This window comes from Cupriavidus sp. C2SS-8b (assembly GCF_057073745.1).
Genome location: NZ_CP172717.1, coordinates 2,052,587 through 2,065,319, shown reverse-complemented (window position 1 = coordinate 2,065,319; position 12,733 = coordinate 2,052,587). Strand labels below are relative to the sequence as shown.

Below are 12,733 nucleotides of genomic sequence, written 5' to 3'. Positions count from 1 at the left end.
TGTCAGCAGCCCCACGCCGCGGTGCGGCGCACTCCCTTCCAACTGCCCGGCCCGCTTCGCTTCGCATGGATATCGAACTTGCCCGCACTTTCCTCCAGGTGGTCAGGACCGGCAGCCTGCTTGCGGCCGCCGACAAGCTGCATGTGACGCAGACCGCTGTCACGGCGCGCATCAAGAGCCTGGAATCGCAACTCAACAGCAGGCTGTTCGACCGCAACAAGGCCGGTGCCAGGCTGACCGCCGATGGCCAGCGCTTCCTGGGTTATGCCAGCCAGCTCGTGCAGACGTGGGAAGCGGCGTGCCGTGACCTGCCGCTGCCCGCGGGGCTGGGCAGCATGCTGACGTTCGGCGCGGAGATCAGCCTGGGCAATCCGCTGGTGCTGCTGTGGGCCACGCGCCTGCGCGAGCTGATGCCCGACCATGCGGTGCGCGCCGAAGTGGGCGATGGCACGGAACTGCAGCGCAAGCTGCAGTCGGGCACGCTGGACGCCGCGCTGGTCTACCAGCCCGAGTACGCCGCCGGCATGCACGTGGAACAGCTGATGGAGGAAAAGCTGATCCTGATCCGATCCACGCAGCGCGCCGGATCCTATGTGTATGTCGACTGGGGGCCGGAATTCCGCCGGCAGCACGACAGTGCGCTGCCCGGCTACGCGAGATCGTCGCTGTACTTCAACCTCGGTCCGCTGGCGCTGCAGTACATCCTGCAAGTCGGCGGCAGCGGGTACTTCCGGACGCGGGTCGTGCAGAGCTACCTGGACAACGGGTTGCTGGAACGCGTGGAGGACGCGTCGGAATTCTCGTATCCGGTGTTCCTGGTCCACGCCGAATCAGCGGGACACCAGGCCCTGGATGACGCGGTCCGGATTCTTCACGATATCGTGCGTGAAGAATCGGACTGGTCGCAGCGCTGGGATTTTCCTCTGTCTTGAAAGCGGCCGGAAGCGCTCAGGCGCGCACCGGCGCCAGGCGAAGAGCTGGGTGTGCGGCGGGCAGGATGCGCAGCCGGCGCATCTTGCGGATACGCCGGCCGCCGCCCCGGCGCCCGTCTTTCGCGGCGCCAAGCCCGGCGTAGCGGCCATGCTGCTGGGCGCGTTCGAATACCGGTTCCGGCACGGCCATCCCGATCAGGTAGGTCACGGTCGCGCCTAGCGCCATCAGGGCGAGTGCCCCGGCAATCCACAAAGCAACTTCCATTTCCCGCTCCCCAGTCGATGTTTTGTATGCATTCAGTATCGGCGCCGGCGCGCGGATTGATTAATGAAAGTTATCTCTCGTTCATATCAATAATGTTGCATTGAATGCGCCGTTGTCTCATGGCGGCATCAGGCGCATCGCCATACGATCGGGCATCGATTCAATAACCCAACCTGTTTAGGTTTGCTACAATCGAATGCCGACTGTCTTTTTGCTTTTCGATCTGCGCGTGGTCATCTATCCGAACGATCATCGGCCCGCGCATGCCCACGTCATTGGAAAAGGATGCGAGGCCGTGTTCCGCTTGCATTGCCCGTCCGGCCCGCCGGAGCTGCGAGAGAACTACGACTTTGGCGCCCGAGACCTGATGCGGATCATCGCGGGATTGAGCGCCCGACTGACTGACTTGTGCACGGAATGGAGAATCATCCATGGTCCTTACTGATGCTGAGATCGCCGCAGCGAACGCACGCGGCGCTGAACAAAAGGCCGCGAATCCGGCGGTACTCTCCGTGCGTTATGACCGGCGCGTGGGGCGCGTGGTGATTGGCCTGTCCTCGGGCCTGGAACTGGCCTTTCCACCCGCGGCGGTGCAGGGTCTGGAGCATGCGCGGCCCGCCGATCTCGCCGATGCGCAGATCAGTCCTTCCGGCCTGGGCATCCATTTCCCGCGGCTCGATGCCGACCTGTACCTGCCAGCCTTGCTCGAGGGATTCCTTGGCTCGCGGCGGTGGATGGCGGCGGATATGGGCCGGCGCGGCGGCGCCAGTGCCAGCGCCGAAAAGGCGGCTGCCGCCAGGCGCAATGGCCGGTTGGGCGGCCGCCCGCGCAAGGTGGCCGCGCAAGCCTAGCGGTCTTCGGCATCGGTCCGCGCCCGCGCCCCGGCGCGCGAAAAATCATCCTTTCCGACGAACCTGACGCCGGCCGCAAGGCCGACACTGGTTCGATTCCGTCAGCAGAACATCGAGAAAGGAGACAACCCCATGCAACGCCTCATCTTCGACGCCGAACACGAGAGCTTCCGCGAGTCCGCGCGCCGTTTCTACCAGCGCGAAGTCGGTCCGCACGGCGAGCGCTGGCGCGAGCAGGGCTGCGTGGACCGCGACGTGTTCCGCAAGGCCGGCGAACAGGGCTATCTGCTGATGTGGGCGGACGAGCAATACGGCGGCGCCGGCGTGGAGGATTTCCGTTACGAGCAGATCCTGATCGAAGAGAACGCGCGCCACGGCGATACGGGTTTCTTCGGGACGCTGCATTCCCGGCTGGTGGCACCTTACGTCGGGCGCATCGGCAACGAGGAGCAGCGCCAGCGCTTCCTGCCGGCCGCGGCTCGCGGCGAAAAGATCTTCGCCATTGCCATGACCGAGCCGCAGACGGGTTCGGACCTCGCAGGTATCCGTACCCGTGCGGAGGACAAGGGCGACCACTGGCTGCTCAATGGCGCCAAGACCTATATCTCGAACGGCCAGCTTGCCGACTACGTGGTGGTGGTGGCGCGTACCGACCCGGAACGCAGCCACGGGCTGGGCCTGTTCATCGTCGAGCGCGACATGCCCGGCTTCGAGCGCGGGCGCAAGCTGCGCAAGATGGGCCTGCATTCGCAGGACACCTCCGAACTCTTCTTCGACAACGTCAAGGTGCCGAAGGCCAACGTGCTGGGCGAGCCCGGCCAGGGCTTCCGCTACCTGACACGCCACCTGGCCGAGGAGCGGCTGATCGGCGCCTGTGGCTATATGGCGTCGGCGCAGGTGGCGTTCGACATCACGCTGGACTACGTGAAGGAGCGCAAGGCGTTTGGCCGGGCCATCGGCACGTTCCAGGATTCGCGCTTCCGGCTGGCGACGCTGCGTGCCCAGCTCGACGCCCTGCAGACCTTTGTCGACCAGTGCGTGCTGCAGCACAATGCCGGAACGCTGACCGTCGAGACCGCGGCGTCGGCCAAATTGCTGACCTCCGAGTTGCAAGGCCGCGTCGTGGACGAGGGCGTGCAATTCCATGGCGGCGCCGGCTACATGGAGGAGTACCGCATCTGCCGCATGTACACCGACGCGCGCATCTCGCGGATCTATGCCGGCAGCAGCGAAATCATGAAGGAAATCATCGGCAGGAGCCTCGGCCTGGACGAGCGGGTCAAGGGCTGAGGCACCACTGGAATGAAATGCACCCAAGTGGTGCATTTCGCATTTCGGGGTAGTGGGGTTTTCCCTTCATTTGGTGTTTTCGCCGCAGTTAGCGCTTTTTTTGTCAGGATGAAAGCGCTTTGTAATCCGATTCGGGTTGAATGCGGGCTGGGATCGTGTGCGGTACCGGAGACGGCGGAAAAACACGCTGCCGGGACGCGCCAGGTGGCGAAATATCGTCAGTTCGGTGCACCAATTGGCGGGCACGGTCGTTTACCTTTGACTGTTGTCGAACGAGCCAGACCGAATCGTGCCTTTTCCTGCTTCAAGAGCTGCTGCCGCCGCCATCCTGGCAGCCGTGGCCGGCCTGACGGCCCCGCTGGCCCGGGCTGCCAGCCAGCCGCTTCCGCCCGACGGGCCCTGCATGCCGCCACCGCCCAAGGCCAGCCTGACGCTGGCCCAGGCGCGCCAGGACGCATTGCGCTGCAATCGCGACATCATTGCGGCGCGCCGCGGCGAGGAAGCGAGCCAGGCGGACATCCAGATTGCGTCGCAGCGGCCGAATCCCGTGCTGAGCGTGGGCGTGCAGAATATCAACCCGCACGCCGGTGTCGGCTCGGGCAACCTCCGCAGCAAGACCGTCGACTCGACCTTCCGCATCGACCAGCTGGTTGAAACCGCCAACAAGGGCAACCTGCGCAAGGATGCCGCGCAAAAGGCGAGCGTGGCGGCCGGCGAGGCCGTGCAGGCCGTGGTCGCGCAGCAGACCGGCGCAGTAGAGCAGGCGTTCTACGATGCCGTGGTCAGCCAGGAACGTGTCCAGGTGCTGACCGAGACCGTGGCGCTCTATACCCGCACGCAACAGGCCAATGAGACCCGCCTGAAAGCCGGCGACGTCTCGCGCGCCGACGTGACCAAGCTCCAGCTCGACAACCTGCGCGCGCAGAACGATATGCGGCAGGCCATGGCCGACCATATGCGCGACAAGGCACAGCTGGCGCAGGCCATGGGCGTGCCGGGCACGCTGGCCGACAACCGCCTGGTGCCGGACTGGCCATCGCTCGACGAGCCGACGCCGCCCGTCGATCCCGATATCGCGCAGCGCCGCCCGGACGTGACCGCGGCCGAGGCCCGGCTGGCCGCCGCCGCGTCGGCGCGCGACCTGGCCCGCGCCGGCCGCGTGCCCGACGTGACCGTGGGCGCGCAGTACGAGCACTGGCCGACTTCCGAGGCCAATATGAACGGCAGCGGCAATAGCTACGGCGTCTTTGTCTCGATTCCGCTGTTCGTGCGCCATAGCAACGGCGGCGAAGCGCGCCGCGCCGAGGTCGACTACTACGCTGCACTCGACGACCGCAACCGCGTGCTGCTCGAGGCCCAGAACGAGGTCGAGCGCTTGCGCAACCAGCTCGAAGCCTCGCGCCTGTCGCTCAGGCAGATGCGTGAATCGGTCGTGCCCGCGGCCGAATCGGTCGCGGGAGGCGCCGAGTTTGCCTATACCAAGGGCGCAACCGGCGTGCTCGACCTGCTCGATGCGCGCCGCGCGCTGCGCCAGACCCGGCTCGACGCCACCAATGCACAGGGCGACTACGCCAAGGCCTTGTCGGCCTACCGCGCGGCGTTGCAGTCCACTACTACTCCCGTCAGCTCCATCCCGAATTCCCAGGTCCGTACCGATGCGCCGCGTCCCTAATCTGCTGTCCGAAGTGTTTCGCGTTTCCCGTGCCGGCATGCCCGCGCGCGTGGCCGCCTTGTCCCTGTGCGCGCTTGCGCTGGCCGCGTGCGGCAAGGCCGAAGCGCCCAAGGCCGATGACGAGCCCAAGGTGACTGGCGAGACCGTCCAGTTCCCGGCCAGCGTGAAGGTGTTGCCCGGCATCTCCGGCGAAGCCGCCCGCACCGGCGGCCAGCGCATGCTGACCCTGCCGGGCCGCCTGGGGTGGAACGAGGACAAGACCGTGCGCGTGTCCACGCCGTTTGCCGGCCGCGTAACGGAAATCCTGGTGCAGCCGGGTACCACGGTAAAGGCCGGCCAGCCGCTGGCCAACCTGACCTCGTCGGACTTCGGCGTGGCACAGGCCGATGCGCGCAAGGCCGCCGCCGACAATTCGGTTGCGGCCAAGGCACTGTCGCGCCAGCGCGAACTGTATGAAGCCGGCGTGATCGCCCAGAAGGATCTGGAGCAGGCCCAGGCCGACGCCGCGCGTTCGGCCGCCGACCTGCAGCGCACACAAGCCGCTTTGCGGCAGTACGGCGGCGCGGCCAATGACGGCGCCAACCGCTTCTCCCTGCGCAGTCCGATCGACGGCCTGGTGGTGGAACGCAACATCAATCCCGGCATGGAACTGCGCCCTGACCAGCCGCCTGCCGCGCCGCTGTTCCTGGTGACCGACCCGACCACGCTGTGGGCACAGGTCGATGCCGGCGAGGCCGACCTCGGCCTGTTCAAGCCCGGCGTAACCGTGCAGCTGCTCTCCGCCGCCTATCCGGGCGAAACCTTCCCCGGCACCGTGGTGAAGATCGCCGACTATGTCGACCCGACTTCGCGCAGCATCAAGGTGCGCCTGGCCGTGCCCAACGCCGACCGCCGGCTCAAGGCCGAGATGTTCGTGACGGCGCGGCTGCAGGCCGCTTCGTTCCAGGGCATCGCCGTGCCGTCCAAGGCTGTGTTCCTGGCCGACAACCACAACTATGTGTTCGTGCGCACGGCGCCCAACACCTTTGTGCGCCGACCGGTGAAGCTGGGCGTGTCGTTGCCCGGCGTTACCGAAGTGGTCGATGGCATCAAGGACGGCGAGACCGTGGTGACCGAGGGCAACCTGTACCTGCAGGACATCCTGCGCGACGCCACCGCCGTCAACAAGGCGCGCGCTGCGGCCAAGCAATAAGGACGGCCGCCAGATGATTTCGCGTATCGTCAATTTTGCCCTGCACCAGAAGCTGTTCGTCTGGCTGGGCCTGCTGATCTTCGTGGGCGGCGGCCTGGCCGCGTTCAAGAACCTGCCGATCGAGGCATTCCCGGATGTATCCGACATCCAGGTCAACATCATCACGCTCTACCCCGGCCGCGCCGCGGAAGAAGTGGAGCGCCAGGTGACCATCCCGATCGAAACCGCCATGGCGGGCACGCCCAACTCGGTGCGCGTGTTCTCGCACACGCAGTTCGGCCTGTCGTTCATGATGGTGACCTTCAACGACAAGGCCACCGACGTGACCGCGCGCCAGCAGATCCTGGAGCGCCTGCGCGGCGTGGACCTGCCCGACGGCGTGCATCCGGACCTGGCGCCGCTGTCCACGGCGATCGGCGAGATCTACCGTTTCCGCCTGACCGGCAAGGGCTATACGCCACAGGAGTTGCGCACGCTGCAGGACTGGGTGGTCGAGAAGAACCTGCGCCAGGTGCCCGGCGTGGCCGACCTCGTCACCATCGGCGGCACCATCAAGCAGTATGAGGTGAACCCGAACCTGGCGCGCATGCGCGACGCCAAGATCTCGCTGTCGCAGCTGTTCACCGCGCTGCAGCGCGCCAACTCCAACGCCGGCGGCGGGGCGGTGGCGCACGGGCGCCAGCAGTTCCTGCTGCGCTCGCTGGGCAGCTTCCGGACCTCGGCGGACATCGCCAACGTGGTGGTGGCCGAGAACAACGGCACGCCGATCCTGGTCAAGGACATTGCCGACGTGAAGATCGGCTCGGCGCCGCCGCAAGGCCTGATGGGCCAGGACGACGAGAACGACATCGTCTCGGGCATCGTGGTGATGCGCAAGGGCGAGAACCCGTCGCTGGTGCTCGACGCGCTCAAGAAGAAGATCGAGCTGCTCGACGACCAGATCCTGCCCAAGGGCGTGAAGATCGTGCCGTACTACGATCGCTCCACGCTGATCGACAAGACGCTGCACACAGTGTTCGGCAACCTAGTGGAGGGCGCGCTGCTGGTGATGGCGGTGCTCTACCTGTTCCTGGCCAACGTGCGCGCGGCCGCCATCGTGGCGCTGGTGATTCCGCTGGCGCTGCTGTCGACCTTCATCGGGCTGACCTGGGTCGGCATTCCGGCCAACCTGCTGTCATTGGGCGCGATGGACTTCGGTATCATCGTCGACGGCGCGGTGATCGTGGTCGAGAACATCTTCAAGCGCCTCGGCGAGCTCAAGGAACAGCAGATCCAGGACAGCAAGGCGCGGCTCTACGCAATCCTGCAGGCCACCACGGAAGTGGGCCGGCCGACCGTGTTCTCGATGGTGATCATCATCGCCGCGCACATCCCCATCTTCACGCTGCAGCGGCACGAAGGGAAGATCTTCGCGCCGATGGCCTATACCGTGACGGGCGCGCTGATCGGCTCGCTGATCATCTCGCTGACGCTGGTGCCGCTGCTGTGCCACCTGCTGCTGAAGAAGAACATCGCGCACGACGACAACTTCGTGGTGCGCCACTGCAAGCGGCTGTACGAACCGATGCTCGCGTGGGCGCTCGACCACAAGAAGATGGTGATCGGCGTGGCGCTGGGCCTGCTGGTGGCGACCGTGGGCGTGGGCAAGTTCCTGGGCAGCGAATTCCTGCCCGAACTCGACGAAGGCTCGATGTGGGTCAGCTTCGACCTGCCGGCCTCGGTCTCGATCGACGAGGCCCGCGACCAGGCGCAGAAGCTGCGCAACGTGATCCGCAAGACGCCGGAAGTCAACACCGCGATTTCCAAGGTGGGCCGTCCCGACGACGGCACCGATCCGAAGCTGATCAACACCGTCGAAATCCTGGTCGACCTGAAGAACGACAAGCAATGGCGCGCCGGCTACGACAAGCGCAAGATCATCGAGGAGATCAACCACAACCTGCGCCAGCTGCCCGGCATCGAGCCCAACTTCTCGCAGCCGGTGCGCGACAACATCCTGGAGTCGATCTCGCAGATCAAGGGCCAGATCGTCATCAAGGTGCAGAGCGACAGCCTTGTGCACAACAAGCAGGTCGCCGACCAGATCCTGGCCAACGTGCAGTCGGTCAAGGGCGTGATGCGCGCCTTTATCGACCGTGACGGCGAGCTGCCGCAGTACGTGCTCGAGTTCGACCGCGCCCAGGCCGCGCGCTATGGCATCAACGTGGCCGATGTGCAGGACCTGATGGAAACCGCGCTGGCCGGCAAGGCTGCCACGGAGTTGTGGGAGGGTGAAAAGCACTTCAGCGTCGCCGTGCGCCTGAAGCCGTCCGAGCGCGAGCTGCCGAACCTGCCGAACATCTTCATGCAGACCGCCGATGGCGCGCAGGTGCCGCTGTCGCAACTGGTGACCTTCCGGGCCGCTTCGGGCGCGATGAACATCAGCCGCGAAAATGGCCAGCGCACGACCTCGATCGGCATCTTCATCCACGACCGCGACATGGGCAGCGTGGTGAAGGACATGCAGGCGCTGGTGGCGAAGAACGTGAAGGCGGACGACGTCAAGATCAGCTGGTCGGGCGAGTTCGAGAACCAGGAGCGCGCCATGGCACGGCTGTCGATCGTGGTGCCGCTGTCGGTGCTGGTGATCTTCCTGCTGCTGTTCAATGCGTTCAAGTCGTTCAAGAGCGCCACGCTGATCATCTCGAACATCCCTTTCGCGCTGATCGGCGGCGTGTTCGCGCTGTTCCTGACCGGCATTCCGCTGTCGGTGTCGGCGGCGATCGGTTTCATCGCCCTGTTCGGGCAGGCCGTGCTGAACGGCGTGGTGATGGTGACGTACTTCAACCAGCTGCGCGACGAAGGCATGCCGGTGCGCCAGGCCGTGCTGACCGGTTCCATGGACCGGCTGCGCACGGTGCTGATGACGGCGCTGCTGGCCATGCTGGGCCTGTTCCCGATGGCGATCTCGCGCGCCATCGGCTCGGAAACCCAGCGCCCGCTCGCCATTGTCATCATCGGCGGCCTGATCACCGCCACCATGCTGACGCTGATCGTGCTGCCTACGCTGTACGAGTGGATGGTCGGCCGCAACTGGCCGGACGAGGAAGACGAGGAGCCGAACAACCGGCTGACCGATTCGCTGTCCTCCTGATGTCAGAAAGCCCGTCCCCCCAGGACGGGCTTTCTGCTTACAGGGCATGGCAATGCCATGCCGCGCCGCCGAAGTCCCTGTCCCGAGCGCCTGCAATTGCCTGCCACTCCCCCGCGCGGCCGTTCTCCTGTCGGAATCCTCTGACGTCCCTTTCGGAACTGCACTTCTGCAGGACCCCCGGCCCAAAACCTACGCTGAACACATGCAGCAGGTGGCCGGAGGTAAACGGCTGTCAGCTGCGACGGCAATCCCGCCAATCATTCACGTGGAAGGAGCCCGACATGATGAAGAAATGGCTGTCAGCTGCAGTGTGTTCGATGATGCTTGCCGTCCCGGCAGGCTATGTCCTGGCCCAGACCCATCCAGCCGGGTCAAAGGCCGACTACGACACGGCCGTCAAGCAGGCCGACGACAATTACAAGGCAGCCAAGGGCAAGTGCGACGGCATGAGCGGCAACGCCAAGGACGTGTGCAAGGCCGAGGCCAAGCGCGACCATGACGTGGCCAAGGCCGATGCCGAGGCCAGGCGCGACGGCACGGAAAAGGCACGCGTCAAGGCCCTGAAGACCAAGGCCGACCGCGACTATGACGTGGCCAAGGAAATGTGCGATGACAAGTCCGGCAACGACAAGGACGTGTGCAAGAAGGACGCCAAGACTGCCCACGAAAAGGCCCTGGGTGAAGCCAAAGTAGAAAAGGCCGCCGTCACCGGTACGCGCACCGACGTCGCCGAGGCTCGCCGCGATGCCCGCAAGGACACCACAGATGCCGCTTACAAGGCTGACAAGGAGCGTTGCGACGCCATGACCGGCGACAGCAAGGACAAGTGCGTGGCCGATGTGAAGGCCAAGTACGGCCGCTAAGGCGCCCGGCACAGACGCCAGCACTCGCCGCCACCATCGCGGAACATCGACGAACACAAGGAGCACCACATGAACTGGGATCAGATCGAAGGCAATTGGAACCAGGCCAAGGGCAAGATCAAGGAAAAGTGGGGCAAGCTCACGGATGACGACATCACGCAGATCAACGGCAAGCGTGACCAGCTCGCCGGCCGTATCCAGGAGCGCTATGGCTACACCAAGGAACGTGCCGAAGAAGAGATGAAGACCTGGGAAAACGACGCACGCTGGTAGGCGTCGTCCCTTCTGACCACTGCGGCGGCCGGATGCGAGAGCGTCCGGCCGCCGCGCTCCGTTTTGGGAACCCCCGGGTGGTAGGGGATGCGTTAAGCGCAAGTTAGCTCTGAATGCAATCAAATGATGCACGCCGCAAGCATGCTCGACTTAACATGTCACGTTGCTTCGGGAACACCCCCTCATCGCGCCACGCATGTACGCCGTCCTGCCCGCATTCGTCTCGTCCATCTTTCTCGGTTACGGCCTCTATGTGCTGGTGACCAAGGGCGTCACGCGCGTGTCGGCGTCGTTCTTCCTGTTGTGCGTGACTACCTTTGCCTGGCAGGGAACCTGGGTGTTCCTGTTCCAGGCCGAGCACCCCGACGTGGCCACGTTGCTCGCGCGGCTTGGCTACCTCTTCATCCTGTTCCTGCCGACCACGTACTACCACTTCATCGCCGAGGTGACGGAGCGGCGCCAGGAGCGGCCGATCCTGCTTGCATCGTATGGCATGAGCCTGTTGCTGGCCGTGCTGCTGCTGTCCAGCGACCTGGTGGTGGCGGGCTATTACACGTACTTCTTCGGTGAATACCCGAAGGCCGGGGCGCTGCATCCGCTGCATCTGCTGCAGACGGTGCTGGTGGCGCTGCGCAGTGCCTGGATCCTGGTCGAAGCCCGCCGGAACGCGACCGCGGAACGCCGCAAGCGCTACAACCTGTGCCTCGTGGCGGTGATGCTCTACTCGCTGGCCGCCGTGGACTACGCGGCGAACTACGGCTACGCCTTCTATCCGCCTGGCGTGGTGTTCGTGGCGCTGAGCCTTGGCATTCTCGCGGTCAGCGTGGTGCGCTACGACCTGATGCACCCCTATTCGCTGGCCGCCACGGTGGCCCATGAAGTGCGCACGCCGCTCGCTTCCATCCGCATGCAGGCCCAGGAGATGGCGCGGACGTGGCCCGAGGTGCTGCAGGGCTACCGGCTCGCCGTGGAACACGGGCTGTGCGAAGACCGCATGCGCCCGGGACAACTCGATCGGGTGTCCAGCCTGGTCGGCGCGATCACGCGCGAGGTGGATGGCACCAGCACGGTCATCGACATGGCACTGGCCTCGGTCACGCTCGAGCGCCTGGACCGCAGCACCTTTGCGCCCCACGGGATCGGCGACTGCGTGCGCGCCGCGCTCGAGCGCTATCCGTTCCAGGACGAAGACCGCGCCTGCGTGCAGGTGCGCGGCATCGACGATGCCTGGCGCTTCGTGGGCTCGGACACGCTGCTGGTGTACGTCCTGTTCAACCTGCTCAAGAATGCGCTGCATGCCATCCGCGCGCGCGGCGACGGCCATATCGATATTGTCGGCTCCGCCGAAGGCCCCTTCCACGTGGTGCGCTTCCGCGACACCGGCTCCGGCATTCCGGCCAATGTACTGCCGCGCATCTTCGACCCGTTCTTCTCCACCAAGGCGCATGGCACCGGCGCCGGCCTGGGCCTGGCCTTCTGCCGTCGCGCGATCGAGTCGTTTGGCGGGCGCATCGAGTGCGAGTCCGTGGCTGGTTCGCATACCACCTTCACGCTGCGTCTGCCGCGCTTCACGCCCATGGCGGACGGGCGCCTGCGCGCCAGCGCCGCCGGCTGACCCCAACCGGCGGCGCCGGGCCTGCGTTGCAGCCATGGCCATGCTGGCCGCGGCGGCAACGGATCCCTTAGCGGGTCTTAGCTGGCCAGCGCCGGCAGGACCAGTTCATATTCCTTGACGCGCTCGATGATGCCGTGCGGGAAGCGGCTGATCCGCTTGTCCTTGTCGGCAAAGACGATCTGCTGGTACCCCAGCGAAACCGGCTTGCCGCCGACGCAGAAGCGGAACAGCAGGTAGGCCGAGCACTGCTTGACCTGGAACGTGTTCAGGTAGCAGTCCACGCGCTGGAACGGGAACGTCTCCTCGACATACTCCTGGTGCGCGCGCTTGGTCACGAAGACGCCGCCGGTGGCCAGCAGGTTGTCATGGATGCATTCGTGGAACCAGCGTTCGCGGCAGATGCCCTGCCATTCGAAGTAGCGGGCGAAGTACGTGTTCATGAAGGCATTGGAATCCTTGAGATAGATATCGATGGCATGGTGGAACGTCTTCTGCGGGGGTGTCTCCAGCAGGTCCTGCGTCAGCATGGCAGTACCGCGGTTCAGCACTTGGGGGATCACGTCTCGCATCAACATGGATTGACTCCGGAAATGACTGCAACGCGGCAGTCGCGCCTGTCCCGGGGAAGGTCGGGGCATAACGCATTC

General features: G+C 65.3%; 12 protein-coding genes. 10 read left to right on the top strand and 2 right to left on the bottom strand.

Annotation, left to right across the window (positions count from 1 at the left end; translation table 11 throughout):
* Positions 1 to 65 precede the first annotated feature (65 nt).
* A complete protein-coding gene (locus tag ACIGJB_RS26340; RefSeq protein WP_483732913.1) occupies positions 66 to 932 on the top strand; it encodes a LysR family transcriptional regulator in 867 nt (288 codons plus the stop codon).
* A gap of 16 nt (positions 933 to 948) precedes the next feature.
* Here ACIGJB_RS26340 and ACIGJB_RS26335 read toward each other — a convergent pair whose 3' ends face one another.
* Positions 949 to 1,197: a hypothetical protein gene (locus ACIGJB_RS26335; RefSeq protein WP_483732912.1), complete on the bottom strand. Its 249-nt coding sequence runs from the start codon at positions 1,195 to 1,197 to the stop codon at positions 949 to 951.
* 196 nt (positions 1,198 to 1,393) lie between these two features.
* On the opposite strand from ACIGJB_RS26335, the gene ACIGJB_RS26330 reads away from it, so the two are divergent.
* The 9 genes from ACIGJB_RS26330 to ACIGJB_RS26290 all read left to right on the top strand — a co-directional run bounded on the left by ACIGJB_RS26330 (position 1,394) and on the right by ACIGJB_RS26290 (position 12,086).
* Positions 1,394 to 1,642, top strand: a complete 249-nt coding sequence (locus ACIGJB_RS26330; RefSeq protein WP_483732911.1) for a DUF4160 domain-containing protein — start codon at positions 1,394 to 1,396, stop codon at positions 1,640 to 1,642.
* Positions 1,629 to 2,048 carry a DUF2442 domain-containing protein gene (locus ACIGJB_RS26325; RefSeq protein ID WP_483732910.1) on the top strand — a complete coding sequence of 140 codons (420 nt, stop codon included), beginning with the start codon at positions 1,629 to 1,631 and terminating at the stop codon, positions 2,046 to 2,048. The genes ACIGJB_RS26330 and ACIGJB_RS26325 overlap by 14 nt, the downstream gene beginning before the upstream one ends.
* A gap of 132 nt (positions 2,049 to 2,180) precedes the next feature.
* Positions 2,181 to 3,338: an acyl-CoA dehydrogenase family protein gene (locus ACIGJB_RS26320; RefSeq protein ID WP_483732909.1), complete on the top strand. Its 1,158-nt coding sequence runs from the start codon at positions 2,181 to 2,183 to the stop codon at positions 3,336 to 3,338.
* A 403-nt stretch (positions 3,339 to 3,741) separates the two neighbouring features.
* A complete protein-coding gene (locus ACIGJB_RS26315; protein WP_483732908.1) occupies positions 3,742 to 5,010 on the top strand; it encodes a TolC family protein in 1,269 nt (422 codons plus the stop codon).
* The gene (locus ACIGJB_RS26310) at positions 4,994 to 6,202 is read left to right on the top strand and encodes an efflux RND transporter periplasmic adaptor subunit (protein ID WP_483732907.1); all 1,209 of its coding nucleotides are present in this window, start codon (positions 4,994 to 4,996) and stop codon (positions 6,200 to 6,202) included. The genes ACIGJB_RS26315 and ACIGJB_RS26310 overlap by 17 nt, the downstream gene beginning before the upstream one ends.
* 13 nt (positions 6,203 to 6,215) lie before the next feature.
* The gene (locus ACIGJB_RS26305) at positions 6,216 to 9,335 is read left to right on the top strand and encodes an efflux RND transporter permease subunit (RefSeq protein WP_483732906.1); all 3,120 of its coding nucleotides are present in this window, start codon (positions 6,216 to 6,218) and stop codon (positions 9,333 to 9,335) included.
* 281 nt (positions 9,336 to 9,616) lie between these two features.
* The gene (locus tag ACIGJB_RS26300) at positions 9,617 to 10,198 is read left to right on the top strand and encodes a hypothetical protein (protein WP_483732905.1); all 582 of its coding nucleotides are present in this window, start codon (positions 9,617 to 9,619) and stop codon (positions 10,196 to 10,198) included.
* Between the two features lie 69 nt (positions 10,199 to 10,267).
* Positions 10,268 to 10,471 carry a CsbD family protein gene (locus ACIGJB_RS26295; protein WP_483732904.1) on the top strand — a complete coding sequence of 68 codons (204 nt, stop codon included), beginning with the start codon at positions 10,268 to 10,270 and terminating at the stop codon, positions 10,469 to 10,471.
* A 196-nt stretch (positions 10,472 to 10,667) separates the two neighbouring features.
* On the top strand, positions 10,668 to 12,086 hold the full coding sequence (locus tag ACIGJB_RS26290; RefSeq protein ID WP_483732903.1) for a sensor histidine kinase: 1,419 nt from the start codon (positions 10,668 to 10,670) through the stop codon (positions 12,084 to 12,086).
* 77 nt (positions 12,087 to 12,163) lie between these two features.
* Here ACIGJB_RS26290 and ACIGJB_RS26285 read toward each other — a convergent pair whose 3' ends face one another.
* Complete coding sequence (locus ACIGJB_RS26285; RefSeq protein WP_211947521.1) at positions 12,164 to 12,661, bottom strand: acyl-CoA thioesterase; 498 nt, start codon at positions 12,659 to 12,661, stop codon at positions 12,164 to 12,166.
* Between the last annotated feature and the right edge of the window lie 72 nt (positions 12,662 to 12,733).